A 20,366-nucleotide genomic window follows, 5' to 3' on the forward strand; every position below is an offset into this window, starting at 1 on the left:
CCTAGCGCCGGGTTCTGTCTATCTTTGGGTAAGGAATGAAAAAAGAACAACCTGCCCATGCTGACACGCCTGATACTGGCACGCCCCCGACTGGCTTTTATGATCTCTCTGGTTATTGTGCTGGCCGGATTGCTCTGCCTCCCCAAATTACCCCTGACTGAATATCCGGACATCACCCCTCCTCGCATTGAGGTGAAGGCTTTTTATCCCGGTGCCAGTGCCAGCGTCATTGAAAGCCGGGTGACCACGGAGCTGGAAGAGTCCGTGAATGGGGTTCCGGGAATGTTGTATATGAACTCCACCTCGGCCAGCGATGGCACCATGACCCTGCAGGTTTTCTTTAAGGTTGGAACCGATGCAGACAAAGCTGAGCATCTGGTGGAATCACGTATCGAGAGAGCCCGCCACAAACTCCCCCCGGAAGTTTTGAATAACGGCATAACTGTTCAGAAGAGTCTCAGCAGCCAACTGGCCTATGTAAACTTCCACTCCCCCGGTGGCACATGGGATACCACCTTTCTAGCCAGCTACCTAAAATTCAACATTATTGACGAGCTGCGCCGCCTGCCGACCATTGGCGATGCCTATACCATTGGTCGACAGCAATACAGCATGCGTATCTGGCTGGATCCGATAAAAATGGCCAACTTTGATATCACCATCAATGATATTCAGGATGCCATCAGAGCCCAGAACCGAGTGTTGGCCGCAGGTCATATTGGCCAGTTTCCAGCCCCTTCCACCCAGCAGGTTGAATACGTTATTGAAAGCTCCGGGCGTCTGGAATCACCGGAACAGTTCGAGCAGATAGTGCTGAGAAAGTCTGACAATGGCTACCTCGTTCGCCTAAAAGATGTTGCTCAAATAGAATTAGGCTCCGAAACCTTCACCGCCATTGAAACCATGAACAGCCAGTACAGCTCAAATCTGATGGTCTATCTGGAACCCGGTGCCAACGCTATTGAGGCTTCAAAACAGATGAATGCCGCGCTGGAAAAACTGGCAAAAGATTTTCCTGAAGATATGGATTATGTCATCCCTTATGACATGAGCCGTTTTGTAAAAGAATCGCTGCATGAACTGGCCATCACCCTGTTAATAACTATTTTCCTGGTGATTGTTGTAATTGTTGGTTTTCTGAAAGACTGGCGAGCCAGTCTGATCCCTGCGGTCACTATTCCTGTTTCCCTTATCGGTACCCTTGCCATTCTTTACCTGCTGGATTATTCGCTGAATACCATCACCCTGTTCGGTTTGATTCTGGCCGTGGGAATTGTTGTTGATGACGCAATAGTTGTGACTGAAAACGTTCAGCGTCATATGCAGGAAGGCCTTTCTTCTTACGAAGCAGTAATCACGGCCATGAAAGAGGTAACTGGGCCAGTTATTGCCACAACATTGGTGTTGTTAGCTGTATTTATTCCAGCAGGATTTATTGCTGGCACCACCGGACATTTCTATCAACAGTTTGCAGTCGCCACGTCCGGAGCCATTCTTATCTCCTCAATCTGTGCGTTGACCCTTAGCCCAGTGATGTGCGCCCTTCTTCTTAAACCAGTACAACAAAAGCATATAGCTCAACCAAACTCGTTCTTTACCGCATGCACGAATCATTACATGAATTGTGTTGTCTGGCTGGGGCACCGGAAAAGCCTGGTTATTCTTGCCTTTCTTCTGGTTCTTGCCCTGTGTACCTGGTGGTTCAAAGCTTTACCTAAAGCCTTTGTTCCCAACGAAGACCGGGGCTTTTTCTATCTACTGGTCAGTCTCCCCAATAACTCCTCTCTCGGCCAGACCCGCGCAGTGACCCAGGAACTGACTGATACCTTGAAAGACATTTCTGGTATTGAGCATTCTGTCGCCGTTACAGGGCTGGATGTTGTCACTCTCACCCAATCCAGTCATACAGCCATGGTCGTCTCTATCCTCACTCCATGGGAAGAACGCACAACGAAAGAGCTTTCCCAGAACGCCGTTATGGCACACACCATGGAAAAGATTGGTGTGCGAGATGATGCGACTATTATTCCCGTACCACCTTCTTCCATGCCCACCCTAGGTTACCTTGGTGGTTTTGAATTCCGTTTACTGGATCGCAAACGACACCCTCACTCTGAACTGAATGAGGTTATAGAAAGCATTATTTCCGAAGCCAACAGCCGTGAAGAAATTGGTCTGGCATTCAGCACCTTTAACAGCAGCCACCCCCATACTCATCTGGAAATAAATCGAGACAGAGCCTTAACCATGGGGGTTGATCTGGAAGATATTGCCACCCGCCTGGAAGGTCACTTTGGCTCTCTCTATATCAGTGAATTCGAACGATTTGGCCGGAGTTTCCCCGTCATCCTGCAGGGCAAAGACAGTTTCCGGCAAAGCACAGATACACTGGAACATGTCACTGTTCGCAGCAAAAATGGCAAACAGGTTCCCCTGTCAGTTCTTGTGGATGTGGAACTGCACCAAGCACCACTGGTGATTGAGCATTTCAATATGTTCCGCTCTGCGCGAATCAGCGGCCAGCACTCTCCGGGGTACAGTTCAAAAGACGCTATGAAGGTCATGGCAGAACTGGGCAGTAATCTGCCTGCCGGATTTGATTACGCCTGGTCTGGCCTGTCTCTGGAAGAATCGAAAGCAGGCAATCAGTTATTCACAGTGGTGATGTTTGCATTGTTTCTGGCCTGGCTTTTTCTTGTGGTTCAGTACGAAAGCCTTGCCCTTCCGCTGGCAGTATTAGCGTCCGTACCCCTTGGCCTTATTGGAGCACTGGGAGCTCTTTACCTGATGGGTGAAGACAACACCATCTATGCCCAGCTCAGCATGATTCTGTTAATTGGATTATCTGCCAAAAATGCGATTTTGATTGTTGAATTTGCAGCCCACCTGCGAGCATCAGGTCTTTCCATAGAAGCCGCCGCTCAACAGGCTGCACGTATTCGTTTTCGGGCAGTATTAATGACAGCGCTGGCATTTGTACTGGGGGTTGTACCGTTACTGCTAGCCTCTGGTGCGGGTGCAAATGGCCGCTATTCATTAGGATTAACTGTTTTCGGCGGTATGCTGAGTGTAGCGCTATTAAGCACCCTGCTCACTCCGGGCTTTTTTCAAATCACTCAGGCGATGAGAGAGAAAATCAAATTAAATCACAAAAGCCCCGACGATATCTGACAGCTTGCATATACTTGACCAGCGGTTCGGTATTTCCGTTGAGAGTTTTCACATGACCATCGCCAAACGTCTTTCAGAATTTCTTGAAGGCAGTAATGTAGATTTTGATGTTGTTTCTCACCCTTACGCAGAAGGCGCTCTTGATACAGCCCACAGCGCCTGTATCCCAATACGAACAATGGCAAAAGCTGTTGTGCTTGAAGATGATCGCGGTTTATTAATGGCGGTAATGCCATCCAATAACAAACTAATGCTCAACTGGCTGAACCGCAACCTGAACCGACATCTGAAACTGGTTGAAGAAGATACCCTGCAGGATCTTTTCGCAGACTGTAAACCTGGCGCTATCCCAGCCATGGGGCAACCATGGGGAATGATGACAGCCTGCGATAACAACCTTTCCTCGGTGACGGATATTTATCTGGAAGGCGGGAACCACCGGGAACTGGTTCATATGCACAGGGAGCAGTACCAGAAGCTTATGCAGGATCAGATTCACGATACTATCAGCTGTGCTCCTGAAGACCTGGATGCATACAAATGTTCAGCGACCAATTCCGACATCTAACAAGTCTCTTGCCTATCTCCGGAAATCAGAACAAGCTACCAGCACTAACAGTGGGTGAAAAAACTAACAGACCAGAACTCTAAATATCATGTACGACACATCATCCCTCAGCGGAAAGTGCTTTATTAATGGCCTGTGGTCAGATGCCATTTCCAAAGCCACTCTGCCTGTAAGCAACCCTGCTACAGGTGCAACTATTGATCATGTAGCTCACTGTGGCCAGGAAGAAACAAGTTCAGCAATAGATGCTGCCGCCAAAGCATTGAATGGTTGGAGAAATTTCACCGCGAAAGAACGTTCAAGCCTGCTGTTAAAACTCTATAACCTGATGATGGAAAACCAGGAAGCTCTTGCCCGTTTGATGACTGCAGAACAGGGCAAGCCTCTTACCGAGGCTCGTGGGGAAATCGCTTACGCTGCAAGCTTTTTGCAATGGTTTGCTGAAGAGGCCAAACGAATTTACGGAGATGTAATTCCCGCCCCCAAAAGTGAACAAAGAATTATTGTGACCCGGGAACCTATCGGCGTTGTGGCCTGTATTACTCCCTGGAACTTTCCCTGCGCCATGCTGACTCGCAAGATCGCTCCTGCTCTTGCTGCAGGCTGCACAGTTGTCTGCAAACCTGCCAACGCAACACCTCTGTCTGCCTACGCTATTGCCGAACTGGCACAACAGGCTGGCATTCCTGCCGGTGTTATTAATATTGTCACAGGAAATACTACAGAGATTGGCGCAGAACTGACTTCCAACCCTAAAGTGCGCAAGGTCACCTTTACTGGCTCTACACCTGTTGGCAAACAGTTGATGAAACAATGTGCCGAAACCGTTAAGCGAACCTCAATGGAACTGGGGGGCAACGCCCCCTTTATTGTGTTTGATGATGCAGACCTTGATGCCGCAATCGCTGGAGCTCTTGCTTCCAAATACCGTAATGCCGGGCAAACCTGTGTCTGCGCTAATCGCATAATGGTGCAGGACGCCATTTATGATGAGTTTGTTGAACGGCTGACTAAAGCTGCAAAAGAACTCCAGTTGGGTAATGGTGTTGATGATGGGGTAACTATTGGCCCTCTTATTAATGAATTAGCCTCCCGGAATGTCTGTAACCTTATTGAGGACGCTGTCGAAAAAGGAGCAACCGTTGTAACAGGTGGCCAGCCCTCAACGCTTGGTGGAAGTTTTGTTGAACCTACCGTTTTAACCGGCATAACTTCTGAAATGAGAGTTTATCGGGAAGAAATCTTTGGCCCAGTTGCTCCAATCATTCGCTTTTCTACTGTCGACGAAGCTATCACTATGGCCAACGATACCGAGTTCGGGCTGGCCTGTTACTTTTACACTCGAGATATTGGCAGAGTCTGGAAAGTCAGTGAACAGCTGGAATACGGCATTGTCGGCATCAATGAAGGTATTATTTCTACAGAAGTGGCACCGTTTGGAGGAATGAAAGAGTCCGGCAATGGCCGGGAAGGTTCCAAATACGGCATAGACGACTACGTAGAAATGAAATACCTGTGTATGGGTGGTATTGCTTAGCGCTTTACCGCAGCCAGCAACGCTCCCATTCCAATAAACACAGTTCCCAAAAACCGACTGGCAGCACGACCATTCAGAGCGTGCTGCGACCGGTCTTTTAATGACTGGCTGACAGCGCCATAGCAAAACAGACATAGAAAAGAGAGTGCCATAAACGTTGTCACAATAATCAGAAACTGCAACCCAAGAGGTTCAGATACAGAAATAAACTGAGGGAAAAGTGCCGATGTAAACACTATGGCTTTAGGGTTAGTCAGAGAAACCATCAAACCCTGTAAGTAAAGCTTTGCTGCTTTCTCTTCACCTGCAGCTTTCACAGCATCCACATGAAAGTGAATGCCGTTGCGCCAAAGTTTGATTCCCAGATAAACGAGATAACCCGCTCCAACAAGTTTCACCAGCGTAAACGCCAGTGTGGAATACATGATCAGGGCACTGATACCAAGCACAGAACAGGCAGACATAAACAGCAACCCAGAGATATTTCCGGCCATTGTCCAGACAGTGCGGAGCAGCCCATACCTCAGGGTATTTGTTACCACCAAAAGAATGGCCGGGCCAGGAGTCACTGTTGCTACAAATGCAATCGCGCAGAAAGCCAGCCAGTTTTCAAATTGCACAACGGATGCCTGCTTTATTTTTCTTTCCGCATATTGTGCTCCTCTACAGACCTGACTGTATAGAGTTTTCAGATTGATTCCGGAGTTAAAGGAAACTTAATTGTGAGAATGTCTAACAACTATGTTTCTTCGGGATAAACCCTGGCTTTTAGTAATCTGATATTCGTTGGCTACCGCATAAAACGGGGAAGAAAATATGCAAAGCTGTACAAAAGAGGAGCGTAGTATTTCACCACCTCCAGAACCCCCTTGTGCTGCTCCAGAGGATCAGCCCCTGTCTAAAGGTTCTGATGTAGCACTGGCTCCTGATGTTCCACTCCTTAGTGCTATCAGAACAGCAAGAGAGCATCTGCCAGACCACGACCCTGCCATACTCAGGAGATCGTCTATCAGCGAAGTAGAGCCATCTCCCATATTCTGTAGCAGCGAAGCATCAAGTTTTGCCCCAGACATGGATATACAGAGTGACTGGGAAACCTGGATATCCCAGAGTTACGCCTCACTTGAAGACGGCTTACTTCCTGACTTTGACCTGATTATGGAGTCCCTTGCTCCCCCAACGGTTTCAAGTACAGCCAGTAGTGCATGCCTGGTTCCGAATATATCAGATTTCTTTAGTCTGATAGGCGAAACAGAAACAGTTTCAGAGCCAGAACTTCCACCTGTTCGTACAAAAACCCTGAGTCAATCTTCCCTCTACCCCTGGCAAGAAGGGATCACTTATCAGAAGCGGCTATTCAATAACTTTAAAGGGTTTATCAATCATTGCTTCAAGTTGATGACCCTAGAGCAGCAATCATCACTGGTTCTTTTTTACCAGGATATGGGCAATATGACAGGAGCGGTATATAGCGATGCCGAACTTATTAAATACACACAAAAAAACCCGGTTTCCGGAGAAATTATTCTTTCTTTACTGGTTATTCTCAGAGACAGGAAAATTCTGTTTTCAAGACCTGCCCTTGAACTAAAAAGGCTTCTGGGTAATGCCGGTCTATCAGCAGGTCATGTCAGTGCAGATTACGTAAGAAAGCTGTTAACCAACGATACACCTCAAGCGTTATATTCTCTGGCTCTGATGAATCCTAACGGAGGCCAGCGAGAAGATTTAATTACTCAGGCTAAAGTCAACGATTTGAATAGTCGGAACGCCACCTATTGGCTGATAAAACTATTAACAACCAGGGTTCCGGCCAAACATATTGCAGGAATTTTGAATACCAACCAAATCCCTTGCCCAATGGGAACCAAATGGAAGCTCCATCATGTTGAAAAAATACTGGGTATTGAAACATCAATTCTGGTTAAGACTCTTCGGCGAAGTGTCAAAGGGAAAAACCCCGGAGGCGTATTCCGAAGTCTAATAGAAAGAGCCAACGAAGGTGATGAAGCAGCATTTCAGGCAATAATGGAGTACATGAAAAGACTCCACCATTATCCTGGAACAATTGCAGGCCATTTAAAACGGCGGCAAGTATTTATCCCTGGAACCCAATCATATGACTGGGACTACCTGTTAGTGGAAGAACACGATAAAGCCCCAGTTGCTTCTGAAGAGTCGGAGGCTCCATTACCACCACCGCCAAAGAGGGCAAAACTCCGCGAGTTTCAAATTCCGATCACAAGGCTGGATTTCACCCGTTATCAACAAATAAAGAAAGATTCTCTCTATGTAGAAGTGTTGATAGCCCACGCAAAAAAAGGAGATACAGCTGCGATCTCAGAGCGAATAGAGATGTTGAATGAAATTGGTTTGGGGTACCGGTTTATTATGTCCCAGCTACAGCAAGAAGAAATATTTCCTCCCGAGGGTAACTGGAACAAGACAAAGATAGAGCATTTTTTGAAGACTCCTCTTCGCAGCTCAGGCCGTTAAAGTCATTTCACATAAGTCCGGGTGAGTCATTTGGGACTATTCTGTGGCCGTTAGAAACTATGACGAATTCCCCTGTATTCCCTAGACTCCTAGCCACCACAATAACAAAAAGCAGAACTATGAAGTCTTATCGAAGTTCATCTCCATTCGTTCGTTTTTCAAAACTGTCGGCGGTTCTGGCCGTGACAGGTTTCACCGCTCTTGGTCTTTCAGGTTGCAGTGATGATACAGAGACCAACAGCCAGGGATCAGCTGCCAGTGAATTTACCCGCGAAGCCAATCAGAACGTTGGCAAAAGTCTTAAGTTCACTGATATTGATTATCAGCAGGCAAATAAAGGATTGATCGCTAAGCCTGACAAACTCCAGGTTTATAAAGACGATGGTACGCTGGTCTGGAATCTTCCCGCTTATGACTTTATTACTGGCGATGCACCAGACACCGTAAACCCAAGCCTCTGGCGTCAGGCAGAACTGAATAATATTGCCGGCCTGTTTGAGGTTACTGAAGGTGTATACCAGCTTCGCGGTTTTGACTTGTCTAACATGACCTTGATTCAAGGTAAGAGTGGCTGGATTGTTGTTGACCCACTCACGGCCAAAGAAACGGCCAATGAAGCGTTTGCTTTTGCTATGAAGCATCTTAAGCGCCAGCCGATCTCCGCCATTCTTTATACCCACAGCCATCTCGACCACTTTGGTGGCATTCAGGGGCTGCTGGAGCAGGCAACTCTTGTTCAGGATGATATTCCTATTATTGCCCCAGAAGGTTTTATGGAAGAAGCCACCAGCGAAAATATCGTTGCCGGTACTGCCATGAGTCGACGGGCAATTTATATGTACGGAAGAGACCTGCCCCGCAGCAGCACCGGGCATTTAGGATCAGGGCTTGGCAAAAGTCCGGCTTTCGGAACCTTTGGTCTGGTAGCTCCCAATACACTTATTGGCAAAACACCATCTGAAATGACCATTGATGGTGTGCCGTTTATTTTCCAGTTCACCCCGGAATCAGAAGCGCCAGCCGAATTCACTTTCTACCTGCCAGAGCACAAAGCTTTTAATGGTGGCGAAATTGTCTCCCGGAATATGCATAACCTCTACACCCTGCGAGGGGCCAAGGTTCGGGATGCATTGAAGTGGAGTGGTTATATTGAAGAAGCTCGTGAGCTGTTCCAAGAAGCCGACGTCTATCTCGCCAGCCATCACTGGCCAGTATGGGGGCAGGAAAATGTTCAGGAATTCCTGAAGCAGCAAAGAGATACCTACAAATTCATCCACGATCAGACTGTTCGCTATATGAACAAAGGCATGACACCGGGTGAAATTGCCGAAACACTGCAACTGCCAGATACCCTCGCAGCCAGCTCCTCCAACCGGGGGTACTATGGCACATTGAAGCACAACTCCCGTGCCGTCTATCAGGGATACCTTGGCTGGTATGATGGCAATCCCGCTCATCTCGACCCGCTCCCGGAAAGTGAGTCGGCTGAACGTTTTGTTTCACTTGTTGGTGGTGCCGAAAAGCTTCTCGAGCAGGCACAGGCTTCATTCGATAAGGGTGAATACCGCTGGGTAGCAGAAATTATCAACCGCCTGGTTTTTGCTGATCCTGACAACAAAGCAGCCAAAGAGTTACTGGCGAAAGCCTACGACCAGATGGGTTATCAGGCCGAGTCCGGTCCATGGCGTGATGTGTATCTTTCTGCCGCCAATGAGTTGAGAAATGGCAAAACAACAGATGCTCTCGACACAGCGACCATGAAAGATATTCTGGTACAGACTCCGATTTCTAACTTCTTCGTTTCCATGGCTGCCAGCCTGAAGGCAGAAGATGCAGCAGATAAAAGCCTGAAAATTCTTATCAATTTTTCAGACTTGAATGAGAGTTACTACCTCTGGGTAGAAAACTCAGTTCTCCATCACCGGGCAGCCCGAGAGATTGACACAGCAGATGCTACTCTCACCCTGACCCAAGAAATGTTTATCGACATTATTGTTGGCCGGGCGAAAGCCAAGGAAATTCTGTTTTCCGATGATCTCAGTGTGGATGGCAGTACGCTTGATCTGATTAGCTTCTTTGGTTTGATCGACAAACCAGACCGAACCTTTGCAATCGTTACACCGTAACCCTTATCACGCCCAAAGCTCAGGCACTCTCAGTAGAGAGTGCCTTTTTTTTACGATACTGCTTCGGACTGACAGACACCCAGCGCTGGAAAGCCCGATTAAAATTACTGCTGTCACTGAACCCTACCCTGTCTGCAATCTCAACAATGGAAAACTCTGTGGTTTCCAGCAAATGACAGGCAACATCCTGCCGGACAGTTTGTACACATTGGCGAAAACTGGTGCCTTCTCCTTGCAGAAAGCGGCGTAGAGAACGTTCACTCAAGTGAAACTGGGCTGCAATATCTCCCAAAGTCGGCTCCTGCTCTCCAATAACACTACGCAATGATTGCTTAACTCGTTTCTGCCAACTGAGAACCTGCATATCCTGTAAATAACGTTTCACCACATTTTCATTGGCTGCCAGAAGGGTGGGGTCACCTTGTACCCAGCTCCGCTGCATAGCTTGGCGATCAAACCACAGACAATTGGTCTGCTTTGAAAATTCCACATTGCAGTTAAAGAAATCTTCCCATACTGAGGCATTAACCGGGAATGGGCGTATAAGCTCAACACTGCGAAGAGGATTCTCTTGCTCAGCGAACTGTCGGGCAAACCCCAGCATCGTGGCAAAAAAACCATCTATAGCCAACGGACTGATTGTGACCGTGGTTAAAGGGTCAACCACAAAACCTATACGATCGGGTTCATGAACAACTCGGACACTCACAGTATTCGAAACCAACTGATGATACTGGGCCAGCTTATCAACAGCCTGCAGCATATTGTCACAACTCAGCACTACCAAACCCAGCGCCCGGAGATGTATTGGTAAAACAAATTTTGACACAGTAAGCCCAAAAGCAGGATCACCGGTCGCCTGTTCCGCCAGCCCCCAGAATGTCGTCATTTTTTCTATCGCAACCCGACCGTCCGGGGCTGACATCAGCTGCTCCCGTTTCAGACAGGCTTCTTCAAGAAGTGGAGCAGGATCAACACCGGCATTTTCCAGAGCCCGGCAGATAGCCAAGGCCCAGGCCGCTATTGTGCTGTATCCACTTAATGCATCCATAAGCTGATTTATTGCTCTGCTGAAACAGGTGATTGTGGAAACTGTGCCGCTACAGCCCTGAAGAACTCCAGAGATTGCCCTTTGGTCTCTTCCCGCTCCTGGGTATAACGGAAGTTTGCCGAATTCTTTACGATAACCAGCTGACGAGTCGGGTTCACGTAGATGTACTGGTTATAAATCCCTGCCGCCATAAACTCCCCTTCGCTGCTTTCCGGCAACCACCACTGATAACCATACCCCCAGGGAGAATCAGACATATCATTCTCACCCGGTTCCAGATGGGGGGCATCAATTGTCAGGGAGTCTTTTACCCATTGCTCAGAAACAATCTGTTCGCCATTCCAGTTACCTTTATTCAGGTACAAGCGGCCGAAACGGGCATAATCACGCAGCGTGGCATTCAAACCACCCAGAGCAACTTCTACACCTTTGTCGTCTGTAATCCAGTAAGCGTCATTCTCTGTGCCGATTTTCTGCCAGATATTTTCTTCCAGCAGCTCGGTAATTGTTCTGCCGGTGGCACGTACCAGAATCATAGCCAGAACCTGAGTATCAATACTCACATAACGGTTATAGGTTCCCGGTTCCAGTTCATTTTTCAGGGAGGCTGAGAAGGAATCCAGCGAACCACCAATAGCCAAAAGGCGGCCAAAGCGATTTATATCCGAATAGAAATCACCATAGTCTTCATTGAATTCCACGCCGGACGACATTTGCAGCACATCCTTGATACGCACCTTGTCATAACCGCTTTCCCTTAACTGCGGCACATAGTCGGTAACCGGCTGTTCAATGCTTTTTATTTGCCCACGATCAACGGCGATACCAAACAGAGCCGAGATATAAGATTTGGCCATAGACCAGGAAATATGTCGGGTATTTTCATCATGCCCGCGAAAATACTTCTCATAGAGGATCGAGTCACCCTGCATGACTAACAGGCCGGTGGTCTGGGAATAATCAATAAAGGTTTCGGTATTCCAGTCCTTTCCTCTGAAAGGAAAACTCTCCGGCAGCTGCATATCACCGCGATTGAACTGCCAGGGCTGATCTGCTTTCACCACAGTTCTAGTGGGCAGAATTGCGTCCATATTGAGGAAGTTTTCAACGATGTTCGGCTCTTTGAAAAGGGTTATCACATGCCATAACCGCTGCAGGCGGGGAGCAAAAACAACCGCAAGAACCAGAACAATAATCAGGGTTAACAACAGCATTGGACGCTTACCAGCCAGAGAGAACATAACAACTGCCTTTTTATTTTATTTTTTGGCGTATAGGTAGAGATAGCGACAGAATACCCTTTCCGTATTCCGTCGTCAGGCCGGGCACCTGAGAATTTGAAAAAAACCCATTTCTTCCTGACGAATAACGGATACAACTTTACACTTTGCAGGCATTGAGCGCTTCAGAAACTGATCTCTCGCAAAATCTCACTTTCCTGTGCTGTGGTATATTCAGCCTGGGTCAAAAAGGAGGGCTGGAGTCCAGGTACGCCAGCCAGAAAGAGCCATGCGTTTTCTGTATCGTCTGATAACCCCAATTGTTGCGTTACTGATCGCCCTGCTTTCAGCAATGGAAGGCAATTATATGATTGCCCTGTCGGCTTCAATTATCCTCGGGTTGATCTGTTACAACCTTATGGATGTGACTGATCCCGCCCCCCCACTCCCCGAGCTGATCGCTCAAGGTCCCTGCCACGTTCACTTCAACAATATTGATTACCCGGACTGGGTACAGACGGAAGATGGTTTCTACTACATCTATTACGGCGTTGATGTTTCTAACGAACACCCCAACAGGGTTGACAGCGATGGACTGGTTTATCGTGGAGTAAGATATCTGGCGGCTGGTTCCTGTGAGCCGAATCTGGCCTAGCGAGTCATCTTCTTCACGAAGACCACCACAAACAGCGCGAGACAGAAATTACCGATAAAGGCTTCCAGCGAAGCCAGAGTTCGGGACGGCCCCATGGGCGTTATATCGCCATAACCCAGAGTGGTGAAAGTCACCATGCTGAAATAAAGGGAATCGAACAAAGCATCTACATTTGCAGCCAGACTGCTACCTGGTTCAAACCTAATAATTTCTCCACCAGACGTCATGCCAGAGAGGAAATAAAACAGCGCGCATATTGTCACCAGCACAGTAGAAAACGCAAAAACCCGCAGAGGCTTTTCCCCGTAACCGCAGAGCATATCCACGATTTTCGACATCCACCGCTGCCAGGAACCCAATGGGTATTGATAGCGCCTGAATACCATTTCCTTATAAAAGAAATGCCCGGACTCATCGAACAGACCATGGGCTTCACAGCTTTTCCTGACATTACGGCACACCTCTTCGGCTTCACCAAAAAGAATATGCTTTTGCTCTGGTGTTCTTTTTATCTGCTTTTGCGCCAGCTGCCTTTCCTGATAGAGCGTCCGCCCCCATTCCACATGAGCCATGCGGCAGTAATCCAGGCGAATGCCCAGCATATTGGCTTCTGACAGATCAGCAAAGTTCAAAGTGGCTCCGGATAAGTCGGTTTTCAGCAACCGGGCCCCATGAAGATTGGTACGGAACAGATGAGCACGACGAAGGTTGGCACGATACAAATCAATATTGCTCATATCGGGGCCACCACAGCCTTCTTTGCCCCCAAGATCAATATTCTCCAGATTAGCCCGAGCCAGACGAAATCCCGCCAGAGACTTTCCTTCATGAGCCATTTTTTCCAGACGGGACTTTATATCATCGCCACTTTTGTCGGCGTCCGGGTCATGCCAGAAGCAAACCGTTTTCTCTGGCAGGCAAAGTTCTTTGCAGCCTTGGTAAATGCAGGTGTTCAGAAGCTTTTTCGAAGACTTTTTGTCAGTGCCTTTATCTGGGTGATCACCGCCGTCGGGTTGTTCAGCTGCATCCATGAGCCAAAAATCCTGATTCAAATCCTATAGTTTAAAAAATTATAGGTGTTATTTTCCCTCTGGCACTGAACTGTATCCCCCTCCACTATACTCACGGCTACTCCTGTGATTAATTGCTTTCAGGAGAGCAGCCACTATGACTATGTCACAGAACCTCAGCCGTTACCTGACTCAGAAACAAGCCAGCTACGACACCATTACCCACACCCGCAGCACCAGCGCTTTTCAAAGTGCGATTGCTTCTCATATTCCCAGCAAAACCGTGGCCAAGGCCGTGGTACTGAAAGACCCCGTTGATAATTACCTGATGGCCGTCATCCCGGCTAACCGCCGCCTGCATATGAAGGTGATTGAAGATATTGTGGATACGCCTTTGAAACTGGCCGAAGAAGATGAATTGATCAGCCGTTTCAGAGATTGCAAAACCGGAGCGATCCCGGCGATGGGAGAAGCGTTTAATATGGAGATGATCTGGGATGATCGTTTTCTCAGCTCATCAGATGTGTATCTGGAAGCTGGAGATCACGAAACACTGATTCATGTTTCGGGGGATACCTTCCGCAAACTAGCCAGCAATGCCCGCCACGACCAGATCAGCCGACCAGAAAGAAATGAAGAAATAGACGTTGATGCTTTTTAATACCCAACCAGGGCGCTGACAACGCCCTGCCCCATCTACATTTATCTAGCTAAACCAGGCCGCGCCGCAAACCAGTAGAACCATAACAAACAGAATCCAGCTCAGGGTTTTCTGGGAAGCGGATACCGCAAACTTCACGCTGAAATGCGCGCCCACAGAACTTCCCAAGGCAAGAATTAAACCTGGAACCCAAAGGATCAGATCATTCCAGATAAAGATGCCCAGAGCCACTGCGGTAAAGGCACCTGTACAGAGAATCTTTAGTGCATTGGCTCGCACCAAATCATAACGCAAACTGCCAGCAAGAGCGGCCAGCAACATAAAGCCAACACCAGCCTGTAAAAAACCACCGTATACACCGGCAAGAAACAATCCAATAGAAGCCTGAGGATGGGAGGCAATGGTTCTGACATTGTCGCCAGTTGGACTCATGGTGGAAGGTTTCAGCACCATAATCAGCGCAATAATCACCATAGAGCCAAGAAGAACCGGTTTCAAAACTTCTACCGGTAACCAGGATGCCAGCACTGCCCCCACCGCTGAACCAATAAGAGTTGGCACAACAATGCTGACCATGGCACCGGTATCAAGTTTCTTTTCTTTGTGGAAACCTTTCAATCCGGTGATGGACTGAAACATCACCCCAACACGATTGGTGGCATTGGCAACATCTGCTGGCATGCCCAGCAGCATTAAAGCGGGAAGGGTCAGCATAGAGCCGCCACCAGCAATAGTATTAATAAACCCGGCAGCCACTCCTGCCAGCAAAAGTGCAATACCGTTAACCAGTGTCAGCTCGTACATATCCCGGACATCCTTAGCTCAGGAGTAATTTTTAATAATTATTAACGCGCAGTCATCCGGATAGAACCATCAAGGCGAACCGTCTCACCATTGAAGTAGTCATTCTCTGCCATGCAGACAACCAGATTGGCAAATTCATCCGGACGACCCAAGCGTTTAGGATATTCCACGCTATTACTGAGAGATTCAATAGCTGCCTCAGGTAAGGAGGCAGCCATTGGGGTCATAAACAATCCGGGAGCAATGGTATTGACTCGAATACCATAGCGCGCGAATTCACGGGCGATAGGCAACGTCATACCTGCCACACCGGCCTTGGAAGCGGCATAGGCAGGCTGACCAATCTGGCCATCAAAAGCTGCAACAGAAGCAACATTAATGACTACACCACGGCCACCATCTTCATTGAACGGAGTATTGTGCTGCATCTTGGCAGCAGCCAGTCGCAATACGTTAAAGGTACCGAACAGGTTGATATCAACAATTTTCTTGAAGTTGTCTAAAGGTAAAGGGTTACCTTCACGATCAATCACCTTAGCGGGAGGACCAATGCCGGCGCAGTTGACAACAATATGGAGTTCACCAAAGGCTTTCATGGCCTGATCAAGGCCACTTTCAACAGACGCTTCATCTGTTACGTTAACAATCGCATAACTGGCATTTGCTGCTCCAAGCTCTTCAACCGTGGCCTGAGCCATCTGTTCATTCAGGTCGAAAATAACAACCCTGGCTCCTTTGGCAACCAGTGCCCGGCATGCAGCCTGACCAAGACCTGACGCGCCACCAGTGACGACAGCAACTTTGTTCTGCAAATCCATACTCGACTCCCGCTCGTTGTTATTCTAGGAGTCGTTATTCTAGAGGAAAAACAGGCATTGCCATTAACGCAAACGCTCACTGTAAGCTGCATAATTTACCGTGAAAGCGCCCTCACATTTTATACTTTGGGGCGGCACTCCCGACTCAGTGCTGTTTATGTTTTCGGCACACTGCATACACTTTGATAATCAGTACATCTTAAGCCCTTGTTTTCCCCACTGGTTACCCCTATAGAGGTTTTACATTCACACCAAAAGGCTGGCCGCAATGTCTGAAGATTCTAACTACGAACCACCCAAAGTCTGGAAATGGACATCCGAGAACGGAGGAGCCTGGGCCAATCTTAATCGTCCAACCGCCGGAGCCACACACGACAAGGTTCTGCCAGTTGGCAAACACCCTCTGCAGCTTTACTCCCTGGCAACACCAAACGGTGTGAAAGTCACGGTCATGCTCGAAGAGCTTCTGGCTCTGGGAATTAGTGAAGCAGAATACGATGCCCACCTTATTCGTATAACTGAAGGTGATCAGTTCGGTTCTGGGTTTGTGGAAGCTAACCCCAACTCCAAAATCCCTGCGCTGATTGATCACAGCACCGCAGAACCAACCCGCGTATTTGAGTCCGGCTCCATTCTTCTTTACCTGGCAGAAAAGTTTGGTGCCCTGTTACCAAAAGAACCTGCCAAGAAAGCGGAGTGTTTGTCCTGGCTGTTCTGGCAAATGGGCAGCGCCCCCTATCTCGGTGGTGGCTTTGGCCATTTCTACGCTTATGCGCCGATAAAGATCGAATACTGTATCGATCGTTTCACTATGGAAGTGAAACGCCAGCTGGATGTACTGGACAAACATCTGGCAAACAACCGCTATATGGCGGGCGATGAATATACCATTGCCGATATCGCCATCTGGCCCTGGTATGGCGCGCTGGTTTTAAACGAGGTTTACAGTGCGGCGGAGTTTCTGGAAGCAGACACGTATATCAATGTGCAACGCTGGGCTCAAGAGATTCAGGATCGTCCAGCTGTTAAAAGAGGCAAGATTGTTAACCGAACATGGGGGGAGCCGGAAGAGCAGTTGCATGAGCGGCATGATGCTTCTGATTTTGAAACAAAAACTCAGGATAAAGTTGCGAATTCAACAGACACCTGACCTTGATAGTGGTGCTCTTAAGCTTCCAAGAGCACCACATACTGCAAGGGTGCAGTTTATTTTTTCATCTTCGTGGCAGCTTCGTCCATGATGTTATAAGTCACCTTCATATCTTCCACCCATTGTTCCCCATGACGGTAATCCACTGTGGCTCCCAGGTTTTTATAGGCCTTCAAAACATCAGGGTCCTGCATCACTTTAGTGGTGGCAGCTACCAGTTTGTCTACCACTTCCTGAGGCACGCCCTTGGGTGCAAAAATGCCTGACCAACCTTCAAAGTCACCTTTAATGTCGTAGTCACCAAAGGTTGGAACTCCAGGATAGGCATCCATCTTCTGGTTCATAACCAGTGCTCTGGCACGATCAGATTTTACGTGAGGGCCGAAAATTGGTGGAAATGAAACCGCGGAATCAATATGACCACCAACAACCGATACCATGGAGGTAGCACCATCTTTTGCCTGAACAAACTTGGGCTTGTAGCCTGCCTGGTCAGCAATGATGGAGGCAAGGATTGTTCCGGATGACGCAGCGCCCCAGGAACCTTGGGTTACCGTTTCACTTTTGGCACCGGCAATAAAGTCATCAAAGGTTTTGTAGGGGCTGTCTTTGGCCACAACAACCGCCAGAGGCACAGACGTCATTTTCACAACCGGGGTAAAGCTATCGAACTTGTAAGGAGTTTTGCTGAAGTTGGGTGTCACCAGCATATTACCCAGACCAGCATTAATCAGGGTATAACCATCCTTCTTTGAGTTTGCGACAAATGCCGTACCAACAATACCGCCGCCACCAGGCTTGTTAATAACAACCACTGGCACATCCAGCTCTTTTTCAACAGCATCAGCCCAAATACGGGTAGTTAAGTCTGAGTCACCGCCAGCACCATAAGGCACAACCACCTTAATAGGCTTTTTCGGATATTCAGCAGCCGCTTCAGCAGATACAACAATAGCCAAAGCGCTTGCGAGAGTAGTCAGTGTCGTTTTCAAGTTTTTCATAGTCAGTTTCCTGTATTCATTCTTATTAGCAGGTTAATCATCAAGTTGGAGTAGCTATTGCTTACTCCTGCATATTTCTTGTTCTTGTGGTTATGCAGATTCCTCTTGAAGTGATTGCGGGCGCTGAGCTCTCTTCCTCTTCATTCTCTGGCTGGAGTAAACGAAGAACACAGACAGCGCGATAAACACCCATGAGAAAGGTGAAGCAAAAAACAGGTGGTAGTCCGAACCAACGATGGCTATGGACTGATCAAGGTTCTGTTCGAGATACGGTGCCAGGATAAAGCCGATGATAAAGATCGCTGGATTCAGGCCGACCAGCCGCATGCCATAACCCATAACGGTAAAGGCGATCAGAACCAGAATGTCGTTCATGTTCTGCCCGGCAGTAAATGCTCCTGTAAACGCAAATACCGTGACGCAGGGGAAGATAAAGTAGCGTTTCAGAGAAGCAACTTTCACAAATGCACGGAATCCAGAACGGGCAATAGCCAACAGGAACAGATCGGTGATCAGGAAGCCGGCAAAGATGGCGTAGATGGTTTCTGTATGCTCAAAGAAAATCAGAGGCCCGGGGGTCAAACCATGAATCAGGAAAGCTCCCATCAGCAATGCGGCAACATCATCTCCAGGAATACTCAAAGTGAGCATTGGGATCATACTGGAGCCACACACAGCATTATTGGCTGACTCTGCAGCTGCAATTCCTTCTATAGAACCTTTGCCATATTTTTCTGGCTCTTTGGACGTACGCTTGGCTTCCCCATACGCCATAAATGCTGCTGTGCTGGAACCAAGCCCTGGCAAAGCACCAATAAAGGTACCAATACCACTCGACTTCAGAATTGTGCCAAATACCGAACGATACTCTTTGAAACTGATGCGGTTATCTTCCGGTTTAGGGGAGCGGGTAATGGTCATACTGTGGTGTGAGAATTTGCGATTCCTGACCACATTCAATACTTCCGGCATGACCAGAATACCTATCAGCATGGGAGTAAAGGTAAAGCCAGCCATCAACTCGGTATAACCAAAGGTAAAGCGTGATGCGCCAGTGATAGACGACAGTCCTACCATGGCAAACAACATACCCAACGTGCAGGAGAGCATTCCCCGTGACAGGGACTCACCAGCCAGCGAGCTGATTACAGTAAAAGCAAACAGAAGAAGAAAGACCTTCTCAATAGGCCCTGCCTGTAAAGATATAGCAGAGATAGGTGCAGCGACCAGAATCAACACCAGCGTAGCAATCATCTCGCCGGATACTGATGCAAATAGCGACATATCAAGCGCTTTACCCGCCTTTCCTGCTTTGGTGAGAGCGTTACCATCCTGAGCTGTTAGAAACGATGCCGCGGCCCCTGGAGTGTTAATCAAAATCGCAGAGATAGATCCGCCGTAAATACCAGCCTTATACACGGCCAGCAGCATGGTAATCCCGATAATAGGGTCAACATAAAACGTCAGCGGCAAAATAATGGCGATAGCCATAATGCCGGAGATTCCGGGTATTGCACCGAACACAATGCCTACAACAACGCCAATCACAATGCCGAGTAACGGCCCGACTGCCAGTATTGAGGAAAAACCATTAATAATATTGTCAAACATAGATTCTCCCTCAGGTCAGGCTCCAGGTTGGTAGAAACACCCGCAGGAACTTTTCTGATCCATAGAAAATCAACAAGGGGGTTATAACCGACATAAGCGTGATGGGTATCCAGTTACGTCCACCCAGAAGCACTGCAACGGTGAACATGACAAAGGGAGTCGCCACAAGAAAACCCACGTAAGGCACACTCAGCCAGTAGGCAATAAAAATTCCGACGTAGATAAAAATGCCGGAGAAACCACTGATATCTATTGTCTCTGCAGCTTCAAGACGGGCCTGCTTCAATAGTTTGCCCAGAGACTGTATTCCCATCACACCAGCAAATAAGATAATCAGGCTGGCAATAATTCTTGGCAGAAACAGCGAACCCAGATCAGTTTCCGCTCCTCCCTCTACCAGGTTGTCGTTGGTTAATATGATCACCGAAATCATGATCAGAAAAGCCGATAAACCTACATCAATTTTTCTTCTATCCATTCTCAAACC

17 protein-coding genes are annotated in these 20,366 nt (G+C 48.0%); 8 read left to right on the forward strand and 9 right to left on the reverse strand.

The annotated features are described in order from the left end of the window. The first annotated feature begins 57 nt into the window (after positions 1–57). The 3 genes from ACY2RR_RS21810 to ACY2RR_RS21820 all read left to right on the forward strand — a co-directional run bounded on the left by ACY2RR_RS21810 (position 58) and on the right by ACY2RR_RS21820 (position 5,276). Positions 58–3,171 (forward strand): efflux RND transporter permease subunit, encoded by a 3,114-nt coding sequence (locus tag ACY2RR_RS21810; RefSeq protein ID WP_490110306.1) that lies wholly within the window; start codon positions 58–60, stop codon positions 3,169–3,171. A 52-nt stretch (positions 3,172–3,223) separates the two neighbouring features. Next, entirely contained in the window at positions 3,224–3,739 is a 516-nt protein-coding gene (locus tag ACY2RR_RS21815) for an aminoacyl-tRNA deacylase (protein WP_490110307.1), read from the forward strand. 88 nt (positions 3,740–3,827) lie between these two features. Then, complete coding sequence (locus tag ACY2RR_RS21820; RefSeq protein WP_490110308.1) at positions 3,828–5,276, forward strand: NAD-dependent succinate-semialdehyde dehydrogenase; 1,449 nt, start codon at positions 3,828–3,830, stop codon at positions 5,274–5,276. On the opposite strand, the gene ACY2RR_RS21825 is transcribed toward ACY2RR_RS21820, so the two are convergent. Beyond that, positions 5,273–5,896 (reverse strand): LysE family translocator, encoded by a 624-nt coding sequence (locus ACY2RR_RS21825; protein WP_490110309.1) that lies wholly within the window; start codon positions 5,894–5,896, stop codon positions 5,273–5,275. The genes ACY2RR_RS21820 and ACY2RR_RS21825 overlap by 4 nt on opposite strands. Positions 5,897–6,092: 196 nt before the next feature. Between ACY2RR_RS21825 and ACY2RR_RS21830 the strand changes: the two genes are divergently transcribed. Both ACY2RR_RS21830 and ACY2RR_RS21835 read left to right on the forward strand, forming a co-directional pair. Further along, positions 6,093–7,772 carry a hypothetical protein gene (locus ACY2RR_RS21830; RefSeq protein ID WP_490110310.1) on the forward strand — a complete coding sequence of 560 codons (1,680 nt, stop codon included), beginning with the start codon at positions 6,093–6,095 and terminating at the stop codon, positions 7,770–7,772. A gap of 119 nt (positions 7,773–7,891) precedes the next feature. Further along, positions 7,892–9,898 carry an alkyl/aryl-sulfatase gene (locus ACY2RR_RS21835; RefSeq protein ID WP_490110311.1) on the forward strand — a complete coding sequence of 669 codons (2,007 nt, stop codon included), beginning with the start codon at positions 7,892–7,894 and terminating at the stop codon, positions 9,896–9,898. A gap of 19 nt (positions 9,899–9,917) precedes the next feature. Here ACY2RR_RS21835 and ACY2RR_RS21840 read toward each other — a convergent pair whose 3' ends face one another. Next, positions 9,918–10,949: an AraC family transcriptional regulator gene (locus ACY2RR_RS21840; RefSeq protein ID WP_490110312.1), complete on the reverse strand. Its 1,032-nt coding sequence runs from the start codon at positions 10,947–10,949 to the stop codon at positions 9,918–9,920. Positions 10,950–10,957: 8 nt separating this feature from the next. Then, positions 10,958–12,190: a serine hydrolase domain-containing protein gene (locus ACY2RR_RS21845; RefSeq protein WP_490110313.1), complete on the reverse strand. Its 1,233-nt coding sequence runs from the start codon at positions 12,188–12,190 to the stop codon at positions 10,958–10,960. Positions 12,191–12,458: 268 nt separating this feature from the next. Here ACY2RR_RS21845 and ACY2RR_RS21850 point away from each other — a divergent pair, with 268 nt between their 5' ends. Further along, positions 12,459–12,824 carry a hypothetical protein gene (locus ACY2RR_RS21850; RefSeq protein ID WP_490110314.1) on the forward strand — a complete coding sequence of 122 codons (366 nt, stop codon included), beginning with the start codon at positions 12,459–12,461 and terminating at the stop codon, positions 12,822–12,824. Here ACY2RR_RS21850 and ACY2RR_RS21855 read toward each other — a convergent pair. After that, complete coding sequence (locus ACY2RR_RS21855) at positions 12,821–13,855, reverse strand: ion channel (RefSeq protein WP_490110315.1); 1,035 nt, start codon at positions 13,853–13,855, stop codon at positions 12,821–12,823. The two genes, ACY2RR_RS21850 and ACY2RR_RS21855, sit on opposite strands and share 4 nt — an antisense overlap. Before the next feature lie 136 nt (positions 13,856–13,991). On the opposite strand from ACY2RR_RS21855, the gene ACY2RR_RS21860 reads away from it, so the two are divergent. After that, complete coding sequence (locus tag ACY2RR_RS21860) at positions 13,992–14,495, forward strand: aminoacyl-tRNA deacylase (protein WP_490110316.1); 504 nt, start codon at positions 13,992–13,994, stop codon at positions 14,493–14,495. Positions 14,496–14,540: 45 nt separating this feature from the next. Here ACY2RR_RS21860 and ACY2RR_RS21865 read toward each other — a convergent pair whose 3' ends face one another. After that, complete coding sequence (locus ACY2RR_RS21865; protein ID WP_490110317.1) at positions 14,541–15,299, reverse strand: sulfite exporter TauE/SafE family protein; 759 nt, start codon at positions 15,297–15,299, stop codon at positions 14,541–14,543. 41 nt (positions 15,300–15,340) lie between these two features. Further along, complete coding sequence (locus tag ACY2RR_RS21870) at positions 15,341–16,117, reverse strand: SDR family NAD(P)-dependent oxidoreductase (protein WP_490110318.1); 777 nt, start codon at positions 16,115–16,117, stop codon at positions 15,341–15,343. Positions 16,118–16,385: 268 nt separating this feature from the next. On the opposite strand from ACY2RR_RS21870, the gene yghU reads away from it, so the two are divergent. Next, positions 16,386–17,267 carry a glutathione-dependent disulfide-bond oxidoreductase gene (gene yghU, locus ACY2RR_RS21875; RefSeq protein ID WP_490110319.1) on the forward strand — a complete coding sequence of 294 codons (882 nt, stop codon included), beginning with the start codon at positions 16,386–16,388 and terminating at the stop codon, positions 17,265–17,267. A gap of 56 nt (positions 17,268–17,323) precedes the next feature. Here yghU and ACY2RR_RS21880 read toward each other — a convergent pair whose 3' ends face one another. The 3 genes from ACY2RR_RS21880 to ACY2RR_RS21890 form a co-directional block, all read right to left on the reverse strand. Then, complete coding sequence (locus ACY2RR_RS21880; RefSeq protein ID WP_490110320.1) at positions 17,324–18,268, reverse strand: Bug family tripartite tricarboxylate transporter substrate binding protein; 945 nt, start codon at positions 18,266–18,268, stop codon at positions 17,324–17,326. Positions 18,269–18,358: 90 nt separating this feature from the next. Beyond that, positions 18,359–19,879, reverse strand: coding sequence for a tripartite tricarboxylate transporter permease (locus ACY2RR_RS21885; RefSeq protein WP_490110321.1), 1,521 nt, complete (start codon positions 19,877–19,879; stop codon positions 18,359–18,361). A gap of 10 nt (positions 19,880–19,889) precedes the next feature. Continuing rightward, complete coding sequence (locus ACY2RR_RS21890) at positions 19,890–20,357, reverse strand: tripartite tricarboxylate transporter TctB family protein (protein ID WP_490110322.1); 468 nt, start codon at positions 20,355–20,357, stop codon at positions 19,890–19,892. Positions 20,358–20,366 lie beyond the last annotated feature (9 nt).

The organism is Parendozoicomonas sp. 2304DJ65-17, assembly GCF_058148445.1.